The organism is Pseudorhodoferax sp., from assembly GCF_047601025.1.
Classification (GTDB): domain Bacteria; phylum Pseudomonadota; class Gammaproteobacteria; order Burkholderiales; family Burkholderiaceae_C; genus Pseudorhodoferax.
The window spans coordinates 4877716-4902260 of sequence record NZ_JASGJZ010000001.1 but is presented as its reverse complement, the minus strand read 5'-3'; the positions used below and the strand labels follow the sequence as shown (position 1 = coordinate 4902260).

Here is a 24545-nt window from a genome sequence, read left to right as displayed (position 1 = left end):
GACTCAGCGCGGCAGCAGGTGCAGCGGCAGGTCCTGCGCGCGCGCCAGCGCGTCCAGCTGCCGGCGCGTGCGCGTGGCCAGGAAGGCGGCGACGGCCTGGCGCGTGGCCGGCGCCAGCATGCCGGCGCGCGAGGCGTCGGCCACGCCGGCCGCGGCGCACAGCGCGCGTGCGAAATGCGGTTCCAGCGTGGCCAGGGCCACGCGGCCGTCCTTGCAGGGGTAGACGCGGTAGCCGGCGTGCGCGCCGCCGACCAGGCCCTCCGGCGTCGTCAGCCCCCAGCCGCGCGGCAGCGCCATGAAGCCGGCCGCATCCGTCAGCGCGACCTCCAGGAACACCCCGCGGCCCTTGGCCGCGCGCAGCAGTTGGGCCTGCAGCACGGCCTCGCTGGCGGCCAGCGCGCCGCCCATGTCGGCGTACAGGGAGGGCGGCAGCGCCAGGCCGTCCACCAGGCCGTGCTCGGCCTGGTAGGTCAGGTCGTGGCCCGGCTCCTCGGCGCGCGCGCCGGGCGCGCCGACGATGGCCACCTGCGACAGCTGCGGATGGGCCTTGTGCAGCGCGCGCCAGGACAGGCCCAGCCGCGCCAGCGCCGAAGGGCGGAACGAGGTGAGCAGCACGTCGGCGCGCGCCAGTGCGCGCTGCAGCATGCGCTGGCCGGCGTCGCTCTTGAGGTCGGCCTGCCGCACGCGCACGCCCTCGTGCAGCTGCGCGTAGGCGGCCGGCGAGTACGCGGCCATCGGATCGCCGGCGGGCGGCTCCAGCTTGGTGCAGCGCGCACCCATGGCGCGGCAGCGCATCAGCGCGGCCGGGCCAGGCAGGTTCAGCGCCAGGCTCAGGATGCGCACGCCGGCCAGGGGGCGGGGCGTGCGGGCGGGAGCGGTCATGCGTGGTGGTGCAGGGTTGGGTGGGGGCCGCAATCTACCGCAGCCTGCAGCCCGGATGCCTGATGCCTGATGCCTGATGCCTGATGCCTGATGCCTGGTGCCTGGTGCCTGGTGCCTGGTGCCTGGTGCCTGGTGCCTGGTGCCCGGTGCCCGGCCCGGGCGTTGTGCTGGCGCCACGGCGCTGTCCCAGGTTGACGGAATGGTATCTGTAGAGATGCGTATCATTCGCAACTATTGAAGTGGCCGCATCCCTGCGGCAGGCTGACCCGGAGCCCGTACCCCGCGCGGGCCCTGTCCTTTCCAATCGCCCACTGGTCTCGCGCTGCGGCCGCCGTGCCGAGTGCGGCCGTGGGCCCGGCGCCTGGCCACTTCCCGATCCATCGTCCATCCGGAGGAATCCATGTCCTGTTCATCGTCCGAAATCCCCCGCGCCGGCCGCCAGCGGCGGCATGCCCGACGCGGCGCGCGGGCCGGCAACGGGCCGGGTCGCACGTTCCACGCGATGCCGGCCGCCGGCTTCTGATGCAGGTGCGCCGATGAAACCGCTGCCCCTGCGCTACCGGCTGACCGTGCTGTCGCGCACCGCCGCCGCCGTCGCCGGCGGCTACGCGCTGGCCGCGGCCACCGCCGCCGGACTGGGCCTTGGCCTGGCACGGCTCGGCATGGCCCGGGCCGACGCCACGCTGGCCGCCACCATGCTGGCCTTCGTCGCCGCGGCCGTGGCCGCGATGTGGGCCTTCGGCTGCGCCACGGCGCGGCGCGCCTGGCTGGGCATCGCCGCGCCGGCGCTGCTGCTGGGCGCGCTGGCCTGGGCGCTGCGGGGGGCCACGCCATGAGGCCCGACGGCAAGCCCGAGGGCCTGCGCCAGTCCATGAGCTGGCTGCACACCTGGAGCGGCCTGCTGCTGGGCTGGCTGCTGTACGCGGTGTTCTTCACCGGCACGCTGAGCTACTTCGTCGACGAGGTCGACGAATGGATGCGGCCCGAGCTGCACCGCTCGGTGCCGGGGCCGGCCGTCGCCACGGCCGAGCGCGCGCTCGACGCGATGCAGCAGCTCGCGCCCGGCGCCGCCAGCTGGACGCTGAACCTGCCCGGCCCGCGCCAGACCGCCGTGCAGGCCAGCTGGCGCATGCCCGGCGCCGCCGCCGGCCGCGGCGGCACGCAGCGCGCCCAGCTCGACGCCGCCACCGGCGAGAAGATCGAGGTGCGCGAGACGCGCGGCGGCAACTTCCTGTACCGCTTCCACTTCGAGCTGTACGCGATGCCGCGCGTGTGGGGCCGCTGGATCGTCGGCACCGCCACGATGTTCATGTTCGTGGCCATCCTCTCCGGCGTGGTCACGCACAAGAAGATCTTCAGCGAGTTCTTCACCTTCCGGCCGAAGAAGGGCCAGCGCTCCTGGCTGGACGCGCACAACGCCACCGCCGTGCTGGCGCTGCCGTTCCACGTGATGATCACCTTCAGCGGCCTGCTGCTGCTGATGTTCATGCTGATGCCCTGGGGCATCGACGCCGTCTACCAGGGCGACACCCGCACCTTCTTCGCCGAGCGCCGCGGCGGCGCCATGGGGCCGGGCGAGGGCGGCGGGCGCCGCGCCGAGGCGCCGCCCGGGGCCGCGCCGCTGGCGCCGATCGCGCCGATGTTGCAGCTGGCGCAGGCGCGCTGGCCCGAGCACGGCGTGGGCAGCATCACGGTGCAGAACCCCGGCACCACGCGCGCCACGGTCGAGCTGCGCCAGGGCGGCAGCGACAGCCTGTCCGGCCGCGGCGGCAGCGAGCGGCTGCTGTTCGACGGCGCGACCGGCGAGGCCCGCAGCCTGCCGCCGCCGCGCCCGCCGTCCGCGGCCGGCACGCTCTACGACTGGTTCACCGGGCCGCACCTGGCGCATTTCGCCGGGCCGGCGACGCGCTGGCTGCTGTTCCTGTCCGGCGTGCTGGGCACGGTCATGGCCGGCTCGGGCATGGTGCTGTGGGTGGTCAAGCGGCTGCCGGAGCGGCGCAAGCTGGGCCGCACGCCGCGCGGCCACCGGCTCGTGGAGATCCTGAACGTGGCCGCACTGGCCGGCCTGTCGGTGGCCGTGGCGGCCTACTTCTGGGCCAACCGGCTGCTCCCGGCCGGGCTGCAGGGGCGGGCCGACACGGAGATCCAGGTGTTTTTCGCCGCCTGGGGGCTGTGCCTGCTGCACGCGCTGCTGCGCCCGCACCGGCGCGCCTGGGCCGAGCTGATGGGGCTGGCGGCGCTGGCCTTCGCGGCGCTGCCGCTGCTGAACGCGGCCACCGGCGGCGCGCCGCTGCCGGTGGCGATCGCGCGCGGGCAATGGAGCATCGCCGGCTTCGACCTGGTGGTGCTGTTCCTGGCCGCGGTGCACGGCTTCATCGCCTGGAAGCTGCGCGGTACCGCGCCCGTCGCGGCTCCCGCGCGCCGCCCGGCCGGCGGCGGCCGTCCGGCGCAGCCCGTGCCGCAGGCGCAGGAGCAGAGCCCATGACCGCCTGGATCGCCTGGGCCTTCGGCCTGCCCGGCTTCGCCGCGCTGAGCCTGGCCATGGAGCGCCACCAGCTGCAGGTGTTCGACCGCCCGCTCGGCCGCGGTGCGGCCTGGGCCGCGCGGCTGGCCGGCATCGCGCTGCTGCTGGTCGCGCTGGCCTGGTGCGCCACGGCCTGGCACGGCGCCGTCGCCGCCGTCGCCTGGCTCGGCGTGCTCAGCTTCGCGGCGCTGCCCGTGGGCCTGCTGCTGACCTACCGGCCGCGCCGGCTGCCGCTGCTGGCGGCCGTGGTGCTGGCCGCCGGCGTGCTGGCGGCGCTGTTTCTCACGCCGTAGGCGCCGGCGAGGGGGCCCCCGTCAGGCGGCGGCCGACGCCGGCGCCAGGGCCGCCAGCAGGCTGCGGTCGCCGTCCGCGTCGCGGATGCGGCTGGGCAGGCCCATGCGCTCCAGCAGCGCCAGCCAGGGCCGCACCGGCAGCTCCTCGATGTTGTGCATGCGGCCGGTGTCCCAGGTGCCGTCGGCGATCAGCCGCGCGGTGGCGGCGGCCGGCACGCCGGCGGTGTAGGCGATGGCCTGGCTGCCGACCTCGCGGTAGCAGGCCGCGTGGTCGCAGACGTTGTAGAGCAGCGCCTCGTGCGGCCGGCCGTCGCGCGTGCCGCGCACCAGGTCGCCGATGCAGGTCAGGCCCTGGTAGGTCGGCGCCAGCGAGGCCGGGTCGGGCAGCACGGCCTTGACCACCTTCAGCGGCACGACCTCCAGGCCCTCGGCCGTGCGCACCGGCCGCTCCGAGAGCAGGCCCAGGGTGTTCAGCACCGTGAACACGTTGATGTAGTGGTCCGAGAAGCCCATCCAGAAGCGGATGTCGGGCACGCCCAGGTGCTGCGACAGCGAATGCAGCTCGTCGTGGCCGGTCAGGTAGGTGGCCTGGCGGCCGACGCCGGGCAGGTCCCATTCGCGGCGCTTCTCGAACATGCGGTTCGCCGTCCAGCGGCCCTGCTGCCAGGACCAGACGGTGCCGGTGAACTCGCGGAAGTTGATCTCCGGGTCGAAGTTGGTCGCGAACCAGCGGCCGTGCGAGCCGGCGTTGGTGTCGATGATGTCGATCGCGTCCACCTGGTCGAACAGCTCGTCCACGGCCAGCCGCGCGTAGGCGTTGACCACGCCCGGGTCGAAGCCGGCGCCCAGCACCGCCGTCACGCCGGCGGCGGCGCATTCGGCGCGGTGTTTCCACTCGTGGTTGGCGTACCAGGGCGGGGTCTCGCAGATGCGGTCCGGGTCCTCGTGGATCGCGGTGTCGATGTAGGCCGCGCCGGTGGCGATGCAGGCCGACAGCACGGCCATGTTCAGGAACGACGAGCCGGCCTGGACCACGATCTGCGCGCCGGTGCGGCGGATCAGCGCGGCCGTGGCCTGCACGTCCAGCGCGTCGACCGCATGCGCCTGCAGGACGCCCGGCTGCTGCAGGCTGCCCTTGGCATGGACCGATGCCACGATGGCCTGGCACTTGGCCAGCGTGCGCGAGGCGACGTGGATGTCGCCCAGTTGCGCGTTGTGCCGGGCGCACTTGTGGGCCGCCACGTGGGCGACGCCGCCGGCGCCGATGATCAGGACGTTGCGTTTCATGGCCGGGTGATCCTCAGGAAAGGCTGTCGACGTAGTCCTGGTAGCCGAACGCGCGTACCAGGCGGATGCCGCCGTCCAGCTCGCGGACGGCGATGGCGGGCATGCGCACGCCGTTGAACCAGTTCTTCTTGACCATGGTGTAGCCGCCGGCGTCGCGCAGCGAGAGGCGCGCGCCGGGCGCCAGCGGCTGCTCGAAGCGGAACTCGCCGAACACGTCGCCGGCCAGGCAGGTGTTGCCGCACACCAGGTAGCGGTGCGGGCCGGCATCGGGCTGCACGCTGGCCTGCAGGCCGTAGACCAGCAGGTCGGGCATGTGCGCCTCGGTGGCGGCGTCGACGATGGCCAGCGGCTTGCCGTTGTGCAGCACGTCCAGCACCGTCACCTCCAGCGTGGTGCTCTGGGTCACGACGGCCTCGCCGGGCTCCAGGTAGACCTGCACGCCGTGCCGGTCGGCGAAGCGGCGCAGCCGCGCGCAGAAGGCGTCGAGCGGGTAGTCCGGCGCGGTGAAGTGGATGCCGCCGCCCAGGCTGATCCAGCGCGCCTGCGACAGCAGCTCGCCGTAGCGCGCCTCGAGTTCGCCCAGCAGCGCGTCGAAGCGCGCGAAGTCGCGGTTGTCGCAGTTGTTGTGGACCATGAAGCCGTCCGCGCCCAGCGCCAGCGCCTCGGCCAGCCGGCGCGGGTCGGATTCGCCGAGCCGGCTGAACGGCCGCGCCGGGTCGGCCAGGTCGTAGCCCGAGGCGCTGACGCCGGGGTTGAGCCGCAGCCCGCGTGGGATGCCGGCCGCGCGGCCGCCCAGGCGCTGCAGCTGCGACAGCGAGTTGAAGACGATCCGGTCGGCGTGGGCCACGGCCTCGTCGATCTCGTGCCCGGCCCAGGCCACGCTGTAGGCGTGGGTCTCGCCGCCAAACTTCTCGCGGCCGAGCCGGACCTCGTGCAGCGAGGAGGAGGTGGTGCCGTCCAGGTGCTCGCGCATCAGGTCGAACACGCTCCAGGCGGCGAAGCATTTCAGCGCCAGCAGCACCTTGGCGCCGGACTGCGCACGTACGTGCGAGACCGTCCGCAGGTTGCGCAGCAGGGCGTGCTTGTCGATCAGGTAGTAGGGGGTCTGCAGCATGGCGGGGCGAAACGGGAAAGCGGCCGCGCCGGCGTGTACGGCCCTGCGCCGGGGCAGGGGCCGTGCACGCCGGCGGCGTGGGGAGGCAGCGCGTTCAGCGCGGCGTCGGCGGATAGGAAGACGCGGCCGGCAAGGCACGCAGGTGCCTGGCCCGAGGGTGGTGGTCCGGCGCGCCGGTGGCGCGCGCGGCGGTGAAGTCTTCCGTTTGGGTGGTGTTCAGCGAGCCTGGAACGATCCCCAATTGGAAGAGGGCGTCTGTCGACATGGCGTCCTCCCCAACCAGCAGATGCAGCGCTGCACCCGTGCAGCGCTGGCGAACAAAGCTGCGGATTCCATCACATCCCGGCATAACCGCATGGCACAGGGGGGTGTTGCCATGCCTTGTCCGCCTGGGGCGGGCCGTGTCCGCCTGGGGCGGGTCAGTCGTCCGCGCAGCGGTAGCTGGCGGCCAGCGCGGGGTCGCCGCCCTGGTAGCGCGGGTACTGCGGATAGCGGCACATGGGTTTGGACGCGATGGTCGCGAACGGCGCCAGCGCCTGCTGGTTCGTCAGCGTGTAGTGCGCGGCCGGACGGATGCCTTTCTCGACCCAGTCCTCCAGCACGGCCAGCAGGTCCACGCGGCCGGGAATGCCGTGCGCCGGTGCGTTCGCCGTGCCCGCGGCCACGCCGCCGGAGGTGTGCGGCAGGCCGGTGGCGGCATAGGCCACGAAGAACTCCTCGACCGCGGCCGCGCCCATGCGTGCGGCCACCGCGTCCCGGTAGTTCAGGCCGGTCCAGGGGCTTTGCGCGGTGTCGGACAGGTCCTCGCGCAGGATCAGCCGGCCGCCGCGCGCGCGGAAGGCCGACAGGTCGGTGTCGGTCGCGTCCATCCACTGCGAGACCTGCAGCACGCGCTCGCGCCAGGCGGCCGGGTCGTAGGCCAGCGGGTCGAAGGCGGCGTCCTGCGCGATGAAGTAGCGCACGTAGCCGTTGCCGTAGCGGTAGACCTGGTTGATGCCGTCGGCGGCGGGGCCGGCGGTCGGCGGCGCGGTGCCGACCAGCCAGTTCGACCAGTTGCCGGCCAGGCCCTCGCCGCCGAAGCCGAAGCCCGCGTAGGCCTGCATGCCGTTGGCCACCGGGAACGCGAACCGGTAGCCCGCGTGCGCGGACTGGATCACCGCGAGCTGCGCGGCGGACAGGCAGCCCGGGCCCTCGTCGCCGCCCGAGGGGCAGGCCTTGGCGGCGAGCGCGGCCTCGGCCAGCGGCTTGCAGGCGCGGTACTGGCTGACCACGCCGTCGGCGATGCCGTCCAGTGCGTCGCAGGCCGCGGCCACGGTGTCGTGCACCAGCTGGGTCTTGCCGCCCAGCCAGGCGCCCGGCGCGCTCTGGCGGATGCCGCCGATCCAGTTGCCGAAGGTCTGCAGGCCGGTCCAGTTCATCACCGGGTCGATCGAGACGATGCCGTCGTAGTCGCCGGGGTAGCGCTGCGCCATCACCATGCCCTCGCGCCCGCCTTCGGAGCCGCCCATGTAGTAGCTCTTCATCGGCTTGTGCCGGTAGTAGCGCTCGCCCAGCGCGACGGCCACGTCGTGCGTCTTCTTGTAGGCCGCGTAGGCGAAGTTGACCAGCGCCTCCCGGTTCAGCGCGAACGCGAAGATCTCCACGCCGGCCTGGTTCTGGTGGCCCGAGTCGGTGCCGGCCGTCATGTAGCCGCGCGTGATCGGGCGCGGCACGTCCGGCGGCGCCGCGCGGCTGAAGTCCAGGCCGTTGACCAGCGTGCCGTTGTAGCCGGCGCCGCCGAACTGCAGCTTCTTGCCGTTCCAGCTGGTGGGCAGGTTGACCTGGCTGTTGATCACCGGCGCGGCCGGGTCCGCCGGGCGGATCTGGACCAGCAGCTCGCAGTATTCCGGCGTGCCGAGCACGGTGGCCGTGCCGCCGGCGTTCGGCGCGTCGGCCACGGCGGCCTTCAGCGTGGCGGACGTGACGACGGCGCCGCCCGTGGGCTCGCCGATCCTCGCGGCCTCCACGCCCTGGCCGGCCAGGGCGGCGCAGGCGCGGGCGGCGTCGGCGACCACCAGCGGCGTGGCGAAGCTGTCGCCGTCGTCGCTGCCGCTGCAGGCGGCGAGCAGAGCGCTGGCGGCCAGCGCGATCAGGGTCTTGGGTGCGGGCGATGGGGTCATCATGTCTCCTTGGTCATGGTGGGATGGCAGTCCGGGCGGGCGGCGGGGCTTCAGCGTGGCGGCGGGCCTCCTTTCGTGGCGTTGCGGGCCGGTGCGGAACGGGCGGCGCTCACCACTCGGCCGGCAGGCCGACGTAGTTTTCCGCCAGCGCGGTCGAGGCCGCGCGCGACTGGACCAGGTAGTCCAGCTCGGCCTCCTGGATCTTCTGGCCGAAGCCGGCGTTCTCCGGGAAGCGGTGCATCAGCGAGGTGAACCACCAGGAGAAGCGCTCGGCCTTCCAGACGCGGCGCAGGCAGGTCTCCGAGTAGTGGTCGATGCCGGCGCTGGACTTCTCGCCGTAGTGCTCGCGCAGCGCCTGCCACAGGTAGCCCACGTCCGAGGCCGCCAGGTTCAGGCCCTTGGCACCGGTGGGCGGCACGATGTGGGCCGCGTCGCCGGCCAGGAACAGCCGGCCGAAGCGCATCGGCTCGGCCACGAAGCTGCGCAGCGGCGCGATGCTCTTTTCCAGCGAGGGGCCGGTGACCAGGCGCTCGGCGGCCTCCGGGTCCAGGCGGCGGCGCAGCTCGTCCCAGAAGGCCTCGTCGCTCCAGCGCTCTACCTGCTCGTCCAGGCTGCACTGCACGTAGTAGCGGCTGCGCTGCGTGCTGCGCATGCTGCACAGCGCGAAGCCGCGTTCGGTGTTGGCGTAGATCAGCTCGTGGGAGACCGGCGGCACGTCGGCCAGGATGCCGAGCCAGCCGAACGGGTAGACCTTCTCGTACTCGGTGACGGCGCCGGCGGGGACGCTCTTGCGGCTGACGCCGTGGTAGCCGTCGCAGCCGGCGATGAAGTCGCACGCGAGCGTGCGGGTCTGGCCGTCCTGGGTGTAGGTGACCGAGGGCCGGTCGCCGTCGAAGCCGTGCAGCGCCACGTCCCCGGCCTCGTAGACGGTGACGAGGCCGGCGGCGGCGCGCGCCTCCATCAGGTCGCGCGTGACCTCGGTCTGGCCGTACACCGTCACGCGCTTGCCGCCCGACAGGCCGTGCAGGTCGATGCGGTGGCGCCGGCCCTTGAACAGCAGCTCGATGCCGTCGTGCGGCAGGCCCTCGGCCAGCGCGCGCCGGTCCACGCCCGCGGCCTTCAGCAGGTCCATCGTGATCTGCTCCAGCACGCCGGCGCGGATGCGGCCGAGCACGTAGTCGCCGCTCTGGCGCTCCAGGATGACGTTGTCGATGCCGGCCTGGTGCAGCAGCTGGCCGAGCAGCAGCCCCGACGGGCCGGCGCCGATGATGGCGACTTGAGTGCGCATGGAATGTCTCCGCAGGTGTTGGAACACCCGCCAGCGTAGGGCCGGCGGGCGCCGGCCGCATCGGCGGGAGGCGCGCGCTGTGCGATCATCGGCCGGCTTGCGCGATCATCGCGCAATAGCTGGATTGCGGAGCGCTTGCATGACCATCGCCAAAGCGGACCTGATCGAAGGCATGGCCAAGGGCATGGCCGTGCTGGAGAGCTTCGACACCGAGCGCCAGCGGCTGAACGCCACGCTGGCCGCGCAGCGCGCCGGCATCACGCGCGCGGCGGCGCGGCGCCACCTGCTGACGCTGGAGCACCTGGGCTACCTGGAATCCGACGGCGGCTACTTCTGGCTCGCGCCCAAGGTGCTGCGCTTCTCCGGCAGCTACCTGGCCTCGGCGCGGCTGCCGCGCGCGATCCAGCCGACGCTGAACCGGCTGGCCGCGCAGACCGGCGAGTCGTTCTCGGCCGTGGTGCGCGACGGCGACGAGGTCGTCATCGTCGCGCGCAGCGGCACGCTGCGCATGCTGGCCTACGGCCTGCACCTGGGCGCGCGGCTGCCGCTGCACGCCACCTCCACCGGCCGCGTGCTGTTGGCCGCCGAGCCGCGCGCGGCCTTCGCCGCCTGGATGAAGGGCCGCGAGCTGGTACGCCTGACCCGGCACACGGTGACCGAGCCGCGGCGCTTCCGCCAGTGCATCGACGCGGTGCGCCGGCAGGACTACTGCGTCGCCATCGAGGAGCACGAGCTGGGCGTGCACGCGCTGGCCGTGCCGCTGCGCGACATGCAGGGCCGCACCGTGGCGGCGCTGAACGTGGTGGCCTCGCCGGCCCGCACCGGCCGCGAGGCCATGGAGCGCGAGCTGCTGCCGGCCATGCTGGAGGCGGCGCGCGAGCTGCGCGGCCTGCTGTAGCCGGCGGCCTACTTCGCGGCCATCGCCATGTAGTCCACCGTCAGGTGCGCCAGCGTGCGCACGCCGATCAGCAGGCTGGCCTCGTCCATGAAGAACAGCGGCGAGTGGTTGGCCGGGGCCTTGGCCGCGTCCTGGCCCGGCGGCGTGGCGCCGAGGAACACGAACAGGCCCGGCACCGCCTGCGCGAAGAACGAGAAGTCCTCGCCGGCGGTGCTCTTGGGCATGACGTGCGTGCGCACGCCGGGCACGCGGGCCAGGCTCGGGACCATCCTGGCGGTCAGCGCCGGATCGTTCACCGTGGCGGCGTAGCCGTCGGGCTCGAAGTGCACGTGGGCCGAGCCGCCGCCGCTCTGCGCGATCAGCCCGGCGGTCTCGCCCATGCGCTTCATGATGAAGGTGCGCATGCCCTCGTCGTAGGTGCGCAGCGTGCCGCTCATCTTCACCTCCTCGGGGATGATGTTGTAGCGGGTGCCGCCCTGGATCGTGCCCACGCTGAGCACCGAGGGCTCCTGCGTCACGTTGACCTGGCGGCTCTCGATGGTCTGCAGGCCCAGCACGATCTGCGAGGCCAGCACGATCGGGTCGATGCCGGACCAGGGCTGCGAGCCGTGCGTCTGCCGGCCCTTGACGTCGATCTTGAACGCGTCCGAGCCGGCCGTGATCGGGCCGGCCCGGTAGCCGATCGCGCCGGTGTTGGTGGCGGCCCACAGGTGCAGCCCGAACACCACCTCGGGCTTGGGCGCGTCGAAGGCGCCTTCGGCCAGCATGCGGCGCGAGCCGCCGATTTCGCCGTTCGGCAGCTTTTCCTCGGCCGGCTGCAGCAGCAGCTTGACGGTGCCCGGCAGCTGGTCCTTCATCGAGGCCAGCACCTCGGCCACGCCCATCAGGATGGCGACGTGGCCGTCGTGGCCGCAGGCGTGCATCACGTCGACCTCCTTGCCGTCCCAGGTGGCGCGCACCTTGGACGCGAACGGCAGGTCGACCTGTTCCTTGACGGGCAGGGCGTCCATGTCGGCGCGCAGCGCCACCACCGGGCCCGGCCGGCCGCCCTGGAGCGTGGCGACCACGCCGGTCACGGCCACGCCCTCGCGCACCTCGTAGCCGAGCTGCTTCAGGTGCGCGGCGACCAGTGCGGCGGTGCGCCGCTCCTGGTTGCCCAGTTCGGGGTGCTGGTGGACGTCGCGCCGCCAGCCGATGACCTTCTGCTCGATGGCCTGGGACCGCTGCGCGATCAGCGGGTACAGCGCCTGCGCGGCGGCCGGGGCGGGCACCGGTGCGGGCTGGTCCTGGGCGGCGGCGCACAGGGACAGGGCGGCGAGCGCGGCCGGGAGCAGGCGGCGCACGGGGGATGGCAGGCGGGGGATCATGGGCGGTGCGTATACGAGTTGGAAGAGAAGCAAGCTTAGGTGCTGACCTGTGCCCGTGTCCAATGGAATCGCCGGCCGCTCAGCGCCCGGCGCGCGTGCCGGCGGAGGCGGCGGTCAGCTGGCGCAGCTCTTCGAGCAGCCGGGTGGCGGGGCCTGGCAGCAGCCCCGCCCGCCGGCGGAAGGCGGTCAGGGTTCTGCGGTCCGACGCGCCTGGAATGTCCAGCGCATCGACGATCCCGGCCTTGCGCTCGGCGTCGTACATCGGCTCGGGCATCCAGCCCAGAAAGCCGGAGCGGCCGATCAGGCTCTTCAGCACCGTGACGGACCGCGTCTCGACGACCACGTCGGGGGGCGGCAGCCGGTGCCGGGCGAATACCCGCTTCATGTGCTCGTACGGGCCGGTGCCCTTGGGAAAGACGGCCCATCGCTCGGCCAGCGTGTCCTTCAGCGCCAGCCCGGGCTTGCCGCGCAGCGGATGCCTTTTGCCGGCCACGACATGGCTGGTGTCTTCCCAGCGGCAATCGCCGATGGCTTCGATCTCGTCGCTGTCGCTCGTCGCCACTCCGAGCGCGAGGTCGATCTCGCGTGCGACCAATGCGTCGGCCAGGCGGTCCCACACCCCTTCGACCACGTGGACGCGCAGGTTCGGCCACTTCTTGCAGACGCTCCCCAATGCCAGCGGCAACACGTGGCACGCAATGCTGCCGACCGCTCCGACCCGGATCGTTCCCTTGGCCAGTCCCAGCATGGCCTTGATTTCCTCTTCGGCGTGATCGGCTTCGCGCTGCAGCAAGGTGGCGTGCGGCAGCAGCGCGCGCCCGATGTCGGTGAGCTGCATGCCCTTGGTGTGGCGCTCGAACAGGGGCGCGCCGACATGCTCCTCGAGCCGCCTGATCGTGCGGCTGAGCGCCGGCTGCGTCACGTTGAGTGCTTCGGCCGCTCTGCCCAGGCTGCCGGAGGCTGCGACGACGTTGAAGGCGCCCAGCTGGTGCAAGTCGAAAGCCATGCCAAAGAGTAATGACTTTGTCTTGAAAAAGCAATTTCCAAGCAAGTCCAGCGACTCGACACTGCGCCCCTCGAGACAGACGAACCCCTGCCATCGCGCATCGCCAAGGACGAAGAAATGACCGCATCCGCACTGCTCACCACGCGCCCGACGGCCGCCGCCTCCCATCCCATCACGGTCCGCGATGCCGTCGTCGACCTCATGCGGCGCTTCGGCATGACCTCGGTGTTCGCCAATCCCGGCTCCACCGAACTGCCGATGTTCCGGGACTTCCCCAGCGACTTCCGCTACGTGCTGGGCCTGCAGGAGGCCACGGTCGTCGGCATGGCCGACGGCTTCGCGCAGGCCACGCGCAACGCCGCGTTCGTCAACCTGCATTCCGCTGCGGGCGTCGGCAACGCCATGGGCAACATCTTCACCGCGCACAAGAACCGCACGCCGCTGGTCATCACGGCCGGGCAGCAGGCGCGCTCCATCCTGCCGTTCGATCCTTTCCTGTCGTCGGCGCAGGCGACCGAACTGCCCAAGCCCTACGTCAAGTGGAGCATCGAGCCGGCGCGCGCGCAGGATGTCCCGCTGGCCATCGCGCGGGCCTACTACGTGGCCATGATGCCGCCGCGCGGCCCGGTCCTGGTGTCGGTGCCGGTCGACGACTGGGACCAGCCTGCCGAACTGGTGGCGACGCGGGTGGTCAGCAGCGAGGTGCGGCCGCAGCCTTCGGTGCTCGGGCGGATCGGTGACGCGCTCGACGCCAGCGCGCGGCCGGCCATCGTCGTCGGCGCGGCCGTGGACCGCGACGGCGCCTGGGACGACGTCGTCGCGCTCGCGGAGGCACACAACGCCCGCGTCTGGGCCGCGCCGATGTCGGGGCGCTGCAGCTTCCCCGAGGACCACCGCCTGTTCGCCGGCTTCCTGCCGGCGATGCGCGAGAGGATCGTCGACCTGCTGGCCGGCCACGATCTGATCCTCGTCATCGGCGCCCCGGCCTTTGCCTACCACGTGGAAGGCGCGGGCCCGCACATCCCGCAGGGATCGACGCTGTGCCAGCTGACGGAAGACCCCGACACCGCGGCCTGGACCGCCGTCGGCACCACGGCCGTGGGCAGCATCCGCCTCGGCGTGCAGGACCTGCGGGCGCGCCCGGCGCCGCAGCCGCGCCCGGCGCCCGCGCTGCGGGCCCCTGCGCCGCGGGCGGAGCCGTCGGCATGCATGTCCGTCGCCTACGTGCTGCAGACGCTGGCCGAACTGCGCCAGCCCGGCGACATCGTGGTGGAGGAGGCGCCCAGCGCGCGGCCCGTCATGCAGCAGTACCTGCCCATGACGCGCACGCAATCCTTCTACACCATGGACAGCGGCGGCCTGGGCTACGGCATGCCGGCTGCCGTCGGCGTGGCGCTGGCACAGCCGGGCCGGCGCATCATCGGCGTGATCGGCGACGGCTCCAGCATGTATTCGATCCAGGCCCTGTGGAGCGCGGCCCAGCACGAGCTGCCGATCACCTTCGTGATCCTGAACAACCGGCGCTACGCCGCGCTGCAGGATTTCGCGCCGGCGTTCGGGTTCGCCGCCACCGACGTGGTGCAGGGCACGGAACTGCCGGACCTCGATTTCGCCGCGCTGGCCGCGGGCATGGGCTGCCAGGGGCAGCGCGTGACCGACGCCGGCGCGCTGCGCGACGTGCTGGCCCAGGCGCTGGCCAGCGGCCGGCCGAACCTGGTCGACGTGCGCGTCGCCTGAACCAGCCCCGCGCCGGCCCGGGGGAACGTTTCCCCGGGCCCTTCATTCCCACCACCTGGAGACAAACCGATGCAGATTTCCATGCTGATCGACGGCGCGCAGGCGCAGGCCCGCAACGGTGCCACCTTCGAGCGCCGCAATCCCCTGGACGGCAGCGTCGCGACCGTTGCACCTGCGGCGACGCCGGAGGATGCCGTGGCGGCCGTCGAGGCGGCGGCCGCCGCGTTCGAATCCTGGTCGCGAACCGGCCCGGGCGAGCGCCGCGCACTGCTGATGAAGGCGTCGCAGGCCCTGGAGGCCAAGGCCGACGCCTTGGCTGCCGCGGTCGCCGCGGAGACCGGCGCGTCCGCCATCTGGGCCGGGTTCAACGTGCACCTGGCCGCCGGCATGCTGCTGGAAGCCGCCTCGCTGACGACGCAGATCGGCGGGCAGGTCATTCCATCGGACGTGCCGGGCAGCCTGGCCATGGCGGTGCGCCAGCCGGCCGGCGTGGTCCTCGGCATCGCGCCCTGGAATGCGCCGGTCATCCTGGCGGTGCGCGCCATCGCCACGCCGCTGGCCTGCGGCAACACCGTGGTCCTCAAGGGCAGCGAGATCTGCCCGGCGACGCATGGCCTGATCATCGAGGCGCTGCAGGAGGCCGGCCTGCCCAAAGGCGTCGTCAACTTCGTCACGAACGCGCCGGCCGATGCCGCTGCCGTGGTCGAGGCCATGGTGGCCCACCCCGCGGTGCGCCGCGTCAACTTCACCGGTTCCACGCATGTCGGCAAGCTCATCGCGGCGACCTGCGCCAGGTACCTCAAGCCGGTGGTGCTGGAACTCGGCGGCAAGGCGCCGCTCGTCGTGCTGGACGATGCCGACGTGGACGCGGCGGTGGACGCCGCGGTCTTCGGCGCGTTCGCCAACTCGGGCCAGATCTGCATGTCGACCGAACGCATCATCGTCGACGCGCGCATCGCCGACGTCTTCGTCGACAAACTCGCCAGGCGTGCCGCCGGCCTGCCGCTGGGCGATCCGCGCAAGGGACCGGTCGTGCTGGGGTCGGTGGTCGACATGGGCACGGTCGCGCGCTGCAACGCCCTGATCGACGACGCCGTGGCCAAGGGCGGCCGGCTCGTCATCGGCGGCAAGGCCACCGACACGCTGATGCCCGCGACGCTGATCGACCACGTGACGCCGGACATGCGCATCTTCCACGAGGAGGCCTTCGGCCCGGTGAAGGGCATCGTCCGCGTCGACGGCCCCGAGGAAGCCGTCGCCTGCGCCAACGACAACGCCTATGGCCTGTCGGCCGCCGTGTTCGGCCGCGACGTGGCGCGCGCCATGCGGGTGGCCGGGCGCATCGAGTCGGGCATCTGCCACGTCAACGGCCCCACGGTGCACGACGAAGCGCAGATGCCCTTCGGCGGCGTCAAGGGCAGCGGCATCGGGCGCTTCGGCGGCCAGGCCGGCATCGATGCCTTCACCGAACTGCGCTGGCTGACGGTGCAGACCTCGCCGCGCCACTACCCCTTCTGAACCGGCCCGCCGCCCGGGTCCGCCAGCCGCCGTGCGCCTGGCGCGGGCCGGTGCGCCCTCTCGATTCGCATGGAGACAGACATGAACACCATTTCCCTTCGCCGCATCGGCGCCCGGCCGGCCGGGCGCCGCGCCATGCTCGCCGTGGTCGCCGCCACGGCTCTCGGCCTGCCCGCGGGCGTCCTCGCCCAGGCCTGGCCCGCCAAGCCGATCAAGATCGTCGTGAACTTTCCCCCGGGCGGCGCGGCCGACCAGATCGCCAGGTCGCTGGCGCAGCCGCTGCAGGAGGCGCTCGGCCAGCCCGTGGTGGTGGAGAACAGGAGCGGCGCCGGCGGCAACATCGGCGGCGAGGCGGTGGCCAGGGCCGCGCCCGATGGCTACACCCTGCTGATGAGTTCGGGCGGCATGGTGTCGGTCAACCCGCACATCTATCCGAAGATGTCGTTCGACCCGGGCAAGGATCTGGTGCCGGTGGCCGCCGCCGCCCGCGTGCTCGTCTTCCTCGTGACGTCGCCCGCCTTCCCGGCCAAGGACGCCAAGGAGTTCCTGGCGCAGTTGCGGGCCAGGCCGGGCAAGCTGTCGTTCGGTTCGCCGGGCAACGGCAGCTCGCCGCACCTGGCGGCCGAGATGATGAAGTCGCAGGCCAAGGTGTTCGCGACGCACGTGCCGTACCGCGGCGCGGCGCCGGCGCTGACGGACCTGCTGGCCGGCCAGGTGGATTTCCTGTTCGATCCGGGCGTGGCCATCCCGCACATCAAGGCCGGCAGGCTCAAGCTGCTGGCCGTCGGCAGCCCGAAGCGCTCGCCGCTGTTTCCCGACGTGCCGACGCTCGACGAGGTCGGCCTGAAGGGCTTCGATGCGGACACCATCTTCGGCCTGTACGCACCGGCCGGCACGCCGGCCGCAATCGTCGACCGCCTCAACCGCGAGATCAACACGGCGCTGTCCCAGCCCGGGCCGCGCGAGCGCATCGTCGCGCTCGGCGGCGAGCCGACGCCGATGACGCCGGCCCAGTTCCACGACAAGGCCATGGAGGATGCCGAGCGCTTCGGCAAGCTCATCCGCGAGCGCCGGATCGTCGGCGACTGAGGCGCACGCCCATCCATTCATCATCGACGGAGAGTGCAATGAAAGTCGCAGTCGTCGGCGCCGGCGCCATGGGCTCCCTGTTCGGCGGGTTGCTGGCCGAGCAGGGACACGCGGTCACGCTGATCGATGTGAACGCGGCGCACCTGGATGCCATCCGGGCGCAAGGCCTGCGGTTGCAGACCGGATCGGGCGACCGGTACGTCACGGCGCTCGGCGCCTGCCGCCCCCCGGAGGCACGGGAGCCGCCGGACCTGCTGGTCGTGTTCACCAAGACCCTGCATACCGCCGGCGCGCTGTCGGGCGTCGCGCACCTGCTGGGGCCCGGCACGCAGGTGCTGTCCCTGCAGAACGGCCTGGGCAACGTCGAGGCCATCCGGCAGCACGTCGCGCTGGACCGCATCCTGATCGGCGTGACGACCTGGCCGGCTGACCTGGCCGGTCCCGGCCATGTCCGGTCCCACGGCCAGGGCATCGTCCGGCTGATGTCCGCCGACGGGCAGTTGCGGCCGAAGCAGGCCGAGGCCGTGCGGGCGCTGCAGGAGGCCGGGCTCTGCTGTACGGCCGATACCGCGGTGTGGTCGGCCATCTGGGAGAAGGTGGCCTTCAACGCCGCCTTGAACGGCATCTGCGCGGTCAGCGGCTGCACGGTGGACCAGCTGGGCGGGGTCGCCGATGGCCAGGCCCTGGCCTTCGCCGTGGCCGACGAGGTGATGTCCGTGGCCCATGCGCAGGGCATCGAAGCGAATGCCGAGGCCTGCAAGGCGCGCATCGCCGATGCCATCGCGCACCACGTGGGCCACAAGCCGTCGATGCTGCAGGACGTGCTGGCGGGACGCAAGACCGAGGTCGAGGCCATCCACGGCGCGGTGGTCGCGGCCGCGGCCGTCCATGGCGTGCCGGTCCCCCACACCCGCACGCTGCTGCAACTCGTGCGCCTGGTGGAGGCGCGCGCCGGCACCGCCGCGGCCTGAGGCGCCACGCGCCACGTTTCTTTGAACGACCTGGAGATGACCATGCGAAATCGACGTTTCATCCTGACCGCCTGCGCCATGCTGGCCGGCACGTGCCTGGGCCCGGCATCGGCCGAGAACTACCCGTCCAAGCCGATCCGCTGGGTCGTGGCGTACGCGGCCGGCGGCGGTTCGGACGCCCTGGCGCGCGCGGTCGGCACGCAGTTGTCGACGCAGCTCGGGCAGCCGGTGCTGGTCGACAACCGGCCCGGCGGCGCGACCGCCATCGCCGCCGAGAACGTGGCCAAGTCGCCCGGCGACGGCTACACCGTGTTCACGGCCGACAACGGCACGCTGATCTTCAACACCGCCTTGTTCACGAAGCTCCCCTACGACCCGAAGAAGGACTTCGTCCCGGTCGGGCTGATGGCGCGCTTTCCGCTGCTGCTCGCGGTGAATCCCGGTGCCGGCTACGCGGATGTCAAGGCGCTCATCGAGGCCGCGAAGGCCAGCCCCGGCAAGCTCAGCTACGCGACGCCCGGCATCGGCGGCCCGCACCACCTGGCCATGGAGATGCTGAAGGAGCGCGCCAGGATCGATGTGGTGCACGTCGCCTACCGCGGCGCGGCCCCGGCCATCCAGGATGTCGTCGGAGGGCAACTGCCGCTGATGGTGGTGGACACGGCGGCCGGCATGCAGATGATCAAGGCCGGCAAGCTGAAGGCGCTGGCCACGTTCTCGAAGACGCGGCTGGGCGCCATGCCGGACGTGCCGACGCTGATGGAGCTCGGCTACACCGACATCGAGGCCTTCGCCTGGCAGGGCCTCGTCGTCCCGTCCTCCACGCCGAAGGACGTCGTCGCCAGGCTCAGCACCGAGCTGCAGAAGGCCATCCGCTCGGCGCCGGTGCAGGCCCAGTTCGACGCCATGGGCCTGGAGCCGACGCCTTCCGACGCCGCCGCCATGCACAGGCTGTGGGCGCAGGACGACCAGTACTGGCCCCGCCTGATCCGCGAGCGCGGCATCTCGCTGGATTGAGGCGGTCCGGGAGGCCGCGTCAGACCGGCGCGCCGGTCTGCGGTGCCGCGGGCCGCGCCGCGTAGCGCCGCGCCACCACCGCGCAGACCATCAGCTGCATCTGGTGGAACAGCATCAGCGGCAGCACGATGGCGCCGGCCACGCTGGCGGGGAACAGCACGTTGGCCATGGGCACGCCGCTGACCAGGCTCTTCTTGGAGCCGCAGAACACGATGGTGATCTCGTCCTCGGTCGAGAAGCCCAGGCGCCGGCAGCTCCACATCAGGAGGCTCATCACCAGGCCCAGCAGCAGCGCGCAGACGATGGCCAGCCCGCCCAGCGCCGGCAGCGGCAGCGCCGACCACAGCCCGCCCAGCACCGCGTGGCTGAAGGCGCCGTAGACCACCAGCAGGATGGAGCCCTGGTCCACCACCTTCAGCAGCGCCGCGTGGCGCTTGACGAAGCCGCCGATGCGCGGCTGCAGCAGGTGCCCGGCCACGAACGGCAGCAGCAGCTGCAGCGCGATGCGGCCGACGGCGGCCAGCGGGTCGTCCAGCGCCGCGCCGCGGGACAGCAGCAGGCCGACCAGCAGCGGCGTCAGCACGATGCCCATCAGCGTGGACGCCGAGGCCGCGCACACGGCCGCCGGCATGTTGCCGCGCGCGATGGCGGTGAACGCGATCGAGGACTGCACCGTGGACGGCAGCGCGCACAGGAACAGCACGCCCACGTACAGCTGCGGCGTGACCAGCGGCTGCAGCAGCGGACGCAGGCCCCAGCCCAGCAGCGGGAACAGCACGAAGGTCGCGCCCACCACCATCAGGTGCGCGCGCCAGTGGGTGATGCCGGCCCACACCGCGGCGCGCGACAGCCGCGCGCCGTGCAGGAAGAACAGCAGGCTCACGGCCACCGTGGTCGCGGCGCCGACCCCTTCGGCCGCCGCGCCGCGCGCCGGCAGCAGGCTGGCCAGCGCCACCGTGGCGAGCAGCAGGAGCATGAAGTTGTCGGGCAGGAAGCGCGGGCGGGCCATGGGAGCGGGCGGGAGTTGCAGAAGGCCCGCATTGGACCCGAGCGCGCCGGCGGCGCGCAATCGCCCGCGCGCATGCCCCTGCGCGGTCCGGCCCGGCCGGCGCCGCGCGCCCGCCCGGCGGCGGGCGCACGCCTAAACTTGCGGCCCCCGTTGCCGCCGCGCCTGCCTTCCCTTCCCGTGTCTCCACCGCCCGCCGACCCGGCCAGCCCGGACGCCCTGGCCGCCTGCGCCCTGGCCGCCTTCGACCAGGTGCTGGCCTGCCGCGCCGACCTGCGCCCGCGCCCCGGCCAGCGCCGGATGGCCGAGTGCGTGGCCGAGACCTTCGCCGGCGCCACGCTCGGCGCCGTGGAGGAGGGCGAGGAACCGGTGCGCGCGATCGCCGTGATCGAGGCCGGCACCGGCGTGGGCAAGTCGCTGGCCTATGCGGCGCCGGCCATCGCGCTGGCGCTGGCGCGCAAGACGCGGGTGCTGATCTCCACCGCCACCGTGGCGCTGCAGGAGCAGTTGGTGCTGAAGGACCTGCCGGCGCTGGCCGCGGCGATGGACGAGCCCTTCCGCTTCGCGCTGGCCAAGGGGCGCGGGCGCTACGTCTGCAAGCTGAAGCTGGCGCGGCTGGCCGGCGAGGGCGATGCGGCCGAGGACGACCTGTTCGCCGACGAGTTGCTGGACGAGTCCGGCCTGCCGCCCGGCTCGGACGCCGAGCGCCAGGCGCGCGCGCAGTTCTACGGCGCGCTGGCCCGCAGCCTGGGCCGCGACTGGGACGGCGACCGCGACAGCCTGCCGCAGCCGCCCGCGCCCGAGGCCTGGTGGCCGGTCGCGGCGGAGGCCAGCTCCTGCACCGGCAAGCACTGCCCGGTGTTCGGCAGCTGCACCTATTTCGAGAAACGGCGCGAACTGGTCGGCGCCCAGGTCATCGTGGTCAACCACGACCTGCTGCTGGCGTCCCTGGGCGGGCGCAACCTGCCGGCGCTGGACAACAGCCTGCTGGTGCTGGACGAGGCGCACCACCTGCCGTCCGTCGCGCTCGACAAGTTCGCCTGCAGCATGGACCTGGGGGCCACGGCCTGGATCGAGACGCTGGGCGCGCGCTGCCGGCGCATCGGCGGCCTGGTGCTGGTGGCCGAGGCGGCCGACGCGCCGCGCCTGGCCACCGAGCTGCAGCAGGGCCTGGCCGCGCTGCAGCAGCTGCTGCTGCAGCTCTACGCGGCCGAGTTCGCGGCCGCGCGCGAAGGCCCCGAAGGCGTGCGCGTGCGGGCCGCCGACGGCCGCCTGCCCGAGGCGCTGGCCGAGCCGCTGGCGCTGGTGCGCGCGGTGGCCGAGGCCTTCCTCGACGCGCTCGCCGGCGTGGCCAAGGCGCTGCGCGCGCAGATCCGCGAGCTGCCGGACGAGGCGCGCCGCCTGTCGGTGCTGTACGCGCAGCTCGGCATGCTGACGCCGCGGCTGGAGCAGGTGCACGCCACCGCGCAGCTGCTGCTGACGGACCCGCCGGACGCATCGCCGCCGGTGGCCAAATGGTTCACGCTGCAGGGCGGCGTGCGCGGGCCGCGCGTGCGCGCCCATGCCAGCCACGTGCTGCCGGGCGGCAGCCTGCGCGCGCAGCTGTGGGGCGGCGTGCGCGCGGCGGTGATGAGCTCGGCCACGCTGCGCGCCGGCGACGCGTTCGACTTCTTCCTGCGCGAGGCCGGGCTGGCCGGCGACGAGGCCGTCCGCACGCTCAGCGTGGCCAGCCCGTTCGACTACGCGGCGCAGGGCCGCTTCGTCGTCGTCGAGACGCGCGCCGACCCCAAGGACGCGGCCCGCTTCACGCCCGAGATGGTTGCGCTGCTGCTGGCCGACCTGGCCGGGGTGCGGCGCGGCGCGCTGGTGCTGTTCACCTCGCGCGAGCAGATGCGCCATGCCGTGGCCGCGCTGCCGCCGGCGCTGCGCGCGCTGGTGCTGGCGCAGGGCGAGCTGCCGCGCACCGTGCTGCTGCAGCGCCACCGCGCGGCCGTGGCGGCCGGCGGGCCGTCCATCGTGTTCGGCCTGCAGTCCTTCGGCGAAGGCATGGACCTGCCGGGCGCGCAGTGCGAGCAGCTGTTCATCGCCAAGCTGCCGTTCGCCTCGCCCGACGACCCGGTCGGCGAGACGCGCGCCGCCTGGCTGCGCGCCAGCGGCCGCGACGCCTTCACCGAACTGGTGCTGCCGGCCACGGCCATGCGGCTGGCGCAGTGGGCCGGCCGCGCCATCCGCACCGAGGACGACCACTGCAGCATCCACTGCTACGACAAGCGGCTGCTGACGACCGCGTTCGGCCGCCGGTTGCTGGCCGCGCTGCCGCCGTTCGCGCGCTGGCGGCGCGACCCCGAGGGGCGGCTGGTGGCGCTGGAATGAGCTTCCTATACTGCCCGGCCATGCACGCCCTGAACCGCCGGCCCTTCCTGCTGCTCGGCTGCAGCGCGCTCGCGCTGGCCGCCTGCGGCCCGCACGACAAGCTGCGCGACGACGATGACGACGAAGCCGCCGCCGCGCCGGCCATCACGGTGCAGCCGGCCTCGGTGCAGAGCGACGGCGCGGCCGTGGAGCTGCGCGTGGTGGCGACCGGCGGCGGCCTGTCCTACCAGTGGTACCGCGACGAGGCGGTGGTCGCCGGCGCGACCGCGGCCCGCCACGCCACGGCCGTGGCCGGCGCCTGGCACGTGGTCGTGCGCAACGCGCTGGGCGAGGTGCGCAGCGCCACGGCCGTGGTGACGGTCTCGCCCGACCCGGTGATCCACGCGCAGCCGCTGGCGGCCAGCGTCACGGCCAGTCAGCTGGCGCTGTTCACGGTCGCGGCCACCGGCGTCGGCCTGTCCTACCAGTGGTACCGCGATGGCCTGGCGCTGCCCCATGCCCGGGGCGCCAGCCTGCGCACCGGCACGGCCGGCGCCTACCACGTGGTCGTGGCCAGCGACCGCGACGGCGCCGCCGCCGTGGCCAGCGCCAGCGCGGCGTTGACCGTGGCCGCCGCGGCCGAGGCGCCGGCCATCGCCACGCCGCCCGCGGCCCAGGCCGTGATCGCCGGCCGCGTGGCCGTGCTCGCGGTGGCGGCCACCGGCACCGACCTGCGCTACGCCTGGTTCCAGGACGGCCGGGCCGTCGCCGGCGCCGACGGCCCGGCCTGCGTGCTGCTGCCGGCCACCACGGCCGACCAGGGCGCCTGGCACGTGGTGGTGCGCAACGGCCTGGGCGAGGTCGCCAGCGCGCCGGTGCCGCTCACGGTGCTGGAGGCCGGGGAGGGCGGCGACGCCGCCGCCGCGGCGTCTGCCGCGAACGAGCTGCTGGCCACGCTGCGCAGCGCGCAGAAGACCGAAGCCGCGGCGCCCGACGCCACCGGCACCGTGCGCTTCGCGGCCACGCTGGCGAACGCGCGCGCCTGGTCGGCGGCCAGCGGCGCGCACCACGGCCTGCGGCTGGACGACACGCTGAGCCTGGCCCAGCGCCGCGCGGCCGAGCGGCTGATCGCCGTGGCGCTCGGCCCCGGCGGCGCGGCGCTGGTGGCGCGGATCCGCCAGGCCGACGCGGTCTACGCGGACCAGTGGCGCGACGCCGCGGCCGGCGCCGACCGCTACAGCCTCGCCCTCTTCGGCACGCCCTCGGCCACGGCGGCCTGGGCGCTGCAGGTCAGCGGCCACCAGCTGCTGGTGAACCGGGCCTACAACACCCCGCAGGCCGGCGCCACGCCGATGGTCCTGGGCGCGCGGCCGCCGCACTGGGCCGTCGCCGCCAGCGGCGCGGCGCGGCTGGACGACGACGCCGGCACCGAGGGCGTGCCGCACGCGCCGCTCGAAGCACAGCGCGCGGCGGTCGCCGCGCTGGTGCAGGCCCTGCGGGCGAGTGCATCGGTCGCCAGCGCGGCGCGGCTGTCCGACAGCTTCGACGCCCTGGTGATGGCGCCCGACGCGGCCGGCGACCCGGCCTACCGCAGCGTGTCCTATCCCGGCGGCAGCAGCGGCCGCGGCGTGGCCCACGGCCGGCTCGACGCGTCGCAGAAGGCGGCGTTCAAGGCCGCCGTGGCGGCCTGGGTGCGCACCCAGCCGGCCGAGCTGGCGCAGGCGCTGCTGGACGCCTACCTGGCCCGCGACGCGCTGGCCGCGACCTACGTGGCCTATGCCGACGGCGCCGGCGGCAGCCCGGACTTCGGCCCCTGGCCGAACGCCGGCGCCCGGCCGTCGCGCGCGGCGGGCTCCTACCTGCGCATCGACGGGCCGCGCGTCTGGATCGAGTTCCTGGTGCGCTCCGAAGGTGCCTCGGCCTCGGCGCGCGTGTACCACGCGAGCGTCTGGCGCGACAAGGTGGCGGACTACGGCGCGCGGTATTGAATCCAGCCCCCGCGTCGCCGCCACGCCCATCCTCCAGGAGTCCATCGCC

Annotated in this window: 20 protein-coding genes; 11 read left to right on the top strand and 9 right to left on the bottom strand. The window is 73.5% G+C overall.

Going from position 1 to position 24545, the window contains the following annotated elements:
* Nucleotides 1-3 precede the first annotated feature (3 nt).
* Complete coding sequence (locus QM782_RS22660; RefSeq protein ID WP_415205124.1) at nucleotides 4-882, bottom strand: CoA transferase; 879 nt, start codon at nucleotides 880-882, stop codon at nucleotides 4-6.
* Between the two features lie 536 nt (nucleotides 883-1418).
* Between QM782_RS22660 and QM782_RS22655 the strand changes: the two genes are divergently transcribed.
* The 3 genes from QM782_RS22655 to QM782_RS22645 are packed head-to-tail and all read left to right on the top strand — an operon-like array spanning nucleotide 1419 to nucleotide 3699.
* Nucleotides 1419-1718 carry a DUF3649 domain-containing protein gene (locus QM782_RS22655; RefSeq protein WP_415205123.1) on the top strand — a complete coding sequence of 100 codons (300 nt, stop codon included), beginning with the start codon at nucleotides 1419-1421 and terminating at the stop codon, nucleotides 1716-1718.
* Nucleotides 1715-3367: a PepSY-associated TM helix domain-containing protein gene (locus QM782_RS22650; RefSeq protein WP_415205122.1), complete on the top strand. Its 1653-nt coding sequence runs from the start codon at nucleotides 1715-1717 to the stop codon at nucleotides 3365-3367. The genes QM782_RS22655 and QM782_RS22650 overlap by 4 nt, the downstream gene beginning before the upstream one ends.
* Nucleotides 3364-3699 (top strand): DUF3325 domain-containing protein, encoded by a 336-nt coding sequence (locus QM782_RS22645; RefSeq protein WP_415205121.1) that lies wholly within the window; start codon nucleotides 3364-3366, stop codon nucleotides 3697-3699. Before QM782_RS22650 ends, QM782_RS22645 begins: the two co-directional genes overlap by 4 nt.
* Nucleotides 3700-3720: 21 nt before the next feature.
* Here the strand turns inward: QM782_RS22645 and QM782_RS22640 are convergent, their stop codons facing one another.
* The 5 genes from QM782_RS22640 to pobA form a co-directional block, all read right to left on the bottom strand.
* On the bottom strand, nucleotides 3721-4986 hold the full coding sequence (locus tag QM782_RS22640; RefSeq protein ID WP_415205120.1) for a saccharopine dehydrogenase family protein: 1266 nt from the start codon (nucleotides 4984-4986) through the stop codon (nucleotides 3721-3723).
* A gap of 13 nt (nucleotides 4987-4999) precedes the next feature.
* Nucleotides 5000-6100 carry a carboxynorspermidine decarboxylase gene (locus tag QM782_RS22635; RefSeq protein WP_415205119.1) on the bottom strand — a complete coding sequence of 367 codons (1101 nt, stop codon included), beginning with the start codon at nucleotides 6098-6100 and terminating at the stop codon, nucleotides 5000-5002.
* Nucleotides 6101-6194: 94 nt separating this feature from the next.
* Nucleotides 6195-6365 (bottom strand): hypothetical protein, encoded by a 171-nt coding sequence (locus QM782_RS22630; RefSeq protein WP_415205118.1) that lies wholly within the window; start codon nucleotides 6363-6365, stop codon nucleotides 6195-6197.
* 154 nt (nucleotides 6366-6519) lie between these two features.
* Complete coding sequence (locus QM782_RS22625) at nucleotides 6520-8259, bottom strand: tannase/feruloyl esterase family alpha/beta hydrolase (protein WP_415205117.1); 1740 nt, start codon at nucleotides 8257-8259, stop codon at nucleotides 6520-6522.
* Nucleotides 8260-8368: 109 nt separating this feature from the next.
* Complete coding sequence (gene pobA, locus QM782_RS22620) at nucleotides 8369-9547, bottom strand: 4-hydroxybenzoate 3-monooxygenase (RefSeq protein ID WP_415205116.1); 1179 nt, start codon at nucleotides 9545-9547, stop codon at nucleotides 8369-8371.
* Nucleotides 9548-9686: 139 nt separating this feature from the next.
* On the opposite strand from pobA, the gene QM782_RS22615 reads away from it, so the two are divergent.
* Nucleotides 9687-10445, top strand: a complete 759-nt coding sequence (locus QM782_RS22615; protein WP_415205115.1) for an IclR family transcriptional regulator C-terminal domain-containing protein — start codon at nucleotides 9687-9689, stop codon at nucleotides 10443-10445.
* Nucleotides 10446-10453: 8 nt separating this feature from the next.
* On the opposite strand, the gene QM782_RS22610 is transcribed toward QM782_RS22615, so the two are convergent.
* Nucleotides 10454-11812, bottom strand: a complete 1359-nt coding sequence (locus QM782_RS22610) for an amidohydrolase (RefSeq protein ID WP_415205114.1) — start codon at nucleotides 11810-11812, stop codon at nucleotides 10454-10456.
* Between the two features lie 79 nt (nucleotides 11813-11891).
* Nucleotides 11892-12818 (bottom strand): LysR family transcriptional regulator, encoded by a 927-nt coding sequence (locus QM782_RS22605; protein WP_415205113.1) that lies wholly within the window; start codon nucleotides 12816-12818, stop codon nucleotides 11892-11894.
* Between the two features lie 117 nt (nucleotides 12819-12935).
* Between QM782_RS22605 and mdlC the strand changes: the two genes are divergently transcribed.
* The 5 genes from mdlC (at nucleotide 12936) to QM782_RS22580 (ending at nucleotide 19150) form a co-directional block, all read left to right on the top strand.
* Nucleotides 12936-14555 carry a benzoylformate decarboxylase gene (mdlC, locus tag QM782_RS22600; RefSeq protein ID WP_415205112.1) on the top strand — a complete coding sequence of 540 codons (1620 nt, stop codon included), beginning with the start codon at nucleotides 12936-12938 and terminating at the stop codon, nucleotides 14553-14555.
* Between the two features lie 69 nt (nucleotides 14556-14624).
* Nucleotides 14625-16073: an aldehyde dehydrogenase gene (locus QM782_RS22595; protein WP_415205111.1), complete on the top strand. Its 1449-nt coding sequence runs from the start codon at nucleotides 14625-14627 to the stop codon at nucleotides 16071-16073.
* Between the two features lie 81 nt (nucleotides 16074-16154).
* A complete protein-coding gene (locus QM782_RS22590; protein ID WP_415205110.1) occupies nucleotides 16155-17162 on the top strand; it encodes a Bug family tripartite tricarboxylate transporter substrate binding protein in 1008 nt (335 codons plus the stop codon).
* Nucleotides 17163-17200: 38 nt separating this feature from the next.
* A complete protein-coding gene (locus QM782_RS22585) occupies nucleotides 17201-18133 on the top strand; it encodes a ketopantoate reductase family protein (protein ID WP_415205109.1) in 933 nt (310 codons plus the stop codon).
* Between the two features lie 42 nt (nucleotides 18134-18175).
* Nucleotides 18176-19150, top strand: coding sequence for a Bug family tripartite tricarboxylate transporter substrate binding protein (locus tag QM782_RS22580; protein ID WP_415205108.1), 975 nt, complete (start codon nucleotides 18176-18178; stop codon nucleotides 19148-19150).
* Between the two features lie 19 nt (nucleotides 19151-19169).
* Here QM782_RS22580 and QM782_RS22575 read toward each other — a convergent pair whose 3' ends face one another.
* Nucleotides 19170-20159 (bottom strand): bile acid:sodium symporter family protein, encoded by a 990-nt coding sequence (locus QM782_RS22575; protein ID WP_415205107.1) that lies wholly within the window; start codon nucleotides 20157-20159, stop codon nucleotides 19170-19172.
* A 177-nt stretch (nucleotides 20160-20336) separates the two neighbouring features.
* Here QM782_RS22575 and dinG point away from each other — a divergent pair, with 177 nt between their 5' ends.
* Nucleotides 20337-22529 carry an ATP-dependent DNA helicase DinG gene (dinG, locus tag QM782_RS22570; RefSeq protein WP_415205106.1) on the top strand — a complete coding sequence of 731 codons (2193 nt, stop codon included), beginning with the start codon at nucleotides 20337-20339 and terminating at the stop codon, nucleotides 22527-22529.
* 20 nt (nucleotides 22530-22549) lie between these two features.
* Entirely contained in the window at nucleotides 22550-24496 is a 1947-nt protein-coding gene (locus tag QM782_RS22565; protein WP_415205105.1) for a DUF3500 domain-containing protein, read from the top strand.
* The last annotated feature ends 49 nt before the right edge of the window (nucleotides 24497-24545 follow it).

What these genes read in the sequence shown, in the direction of transcription:
- QM782_RS22625 (WP_415205117.1), bottom strand. Translation starts at nt 8,259, where the DNA reads ATGACCCCATCGCCCGCACCCAAGACCCTGATCGCGCTGGCCGCCAGC.
- pobA (WP_415205116.1), bottom strand. Translation starts at nt 9,547, where the DNA reads ATGCGCACTCAAGTCGCCATCATCGGCGCCGGCCCGTCGGGGCTGCTG.
- QM782_RS22655 (WP_415205123.1), top strand. Translation starts at nt 1,419, where the DNA reads ATGAAACCGCTGCCCCTGCGCTACCGGCTGACCGTGCTGTCGCGCACC.
- QM782_RS22580 (WP_415205108.1), top strand. Translation starts at nt 18,176, where the DNA reads ATGCGAAATCGACGTTTCATCCTGACCGCCTGCGCCATGCTGGCCGGC.
- QM782_RS22610 (WP_415205114.1), bottom strand. Translation starts at nt 11,812, where the DNA reads ATGATCCCCCGCCTGCCATCCCCCGTGCGCCGCCTGCTCCCGGCCGCG.
- QM782_RS22605 (WP_415205113.1), bottom strand. Translation starts at nt 12,818, where the DNA reads ATGGCTTTCGACTTGCACCAGCTGGGCGCCTTCAACGTCGTCGCAGCC.
- QM782_RS22660 (WP_415205124.1), bottom strand. Translation starts at nt 882, where the DNA reads ATGACCGCTCCCGCCCGCACGCCCCGCCCCCTGGCCGGCGTGCGCATC.
- QM782_RS22650 (WP_415205122.1), top strand. Translation starts at nt 1,715, where the DNA reads ATGAGGCCCGACGGCAAGCCCGAGGGCCTGCGCCAGTCCATGAGCTGG.
- QM782_RS22575 (WP_415205107.1), bottom strand. Translation starts at nt 20,159, where the DNA reads ATGGCCCGCCCGCGCTTCCTGCCCGACAACTTCATGCTCCTGCTGCTC.
- QM782_RS22635 (WP_415205119.1), bottom strand. Translation starts at nt 6,100, where the DNA reads ATGCTGCAGACCCCCTACTACCTGATCGACAAGCACGCCCTGCTGCGC.
- QM782_RS22645 (WP_415205121.1), top strand. Translation starts at nt 3,364, where the DNA reads ATGACCGCCTGGATCGCCTGGGCCTTCGGCCTGCCCGGCTTCGCCGCG.
- QM782_RS22565 (WP_415205105.1), top strand. Translation starts at nt 22,550, where the DNA reads ATGCACGCCCTGAACCGCCGGCCCTTCCTGCTGCTCGGCTGCAGCGCG.
- QM782_RS22595 (WP_415205111.1), top strand. Translation starts at nt 14,625, where the DNA reads ATGCAGATTTCCATGCTGATCGACGGCGCGCAGGCGCAGGCCCGCAAC.
- mdlC (WP_415205112.1), top strand. Translation starts at nt 12,936, where the DNA reads ATGACCGCATCCGCACTGCTCACCACGCGCCCGACGGCCGCCGCCTCC.
- QM782_RS22640 (WP_415205120.1), bottom strand. Translation starts at nt 4,986, where the DNA reads ATGAAACGCAACGTCCTGATCATCGGCGCCGGCGGCGTCGCCCACGTG.
- QM782_RS22630 (WP_415205118.1), bottom strand. Translation starts at nt 6,365, where the DNA reads ATGTCGACAGACGCCCTCTTCCAATTGGGGATCGTTCCAGGCTCGCTG.
- QM782_RS22585 (WP_415205109.1), top strand. Translation starts at nt 17,201, where the DNA reads ATGAAAGTCGCAGTCGTCGGCGCCGGCGCCATGGGCTCCCTGTTCGGC.
- QM782_RS22615 (WP_415205115.1), top strand. Translation starts at nt 9,687, where the DNA reads ATGACCATCGCCAAAGCGGACCTGATCGAAGGCATGGCCAAGGGCATG.
- QM782_RS22590 (WP_415205110.1), top strand. Translation starts at nt 16,155, where the DNA reads ATGAACACCATTTCCCTTCGCCGCATCGGCGCCCGGCCGGCCGGGCGC.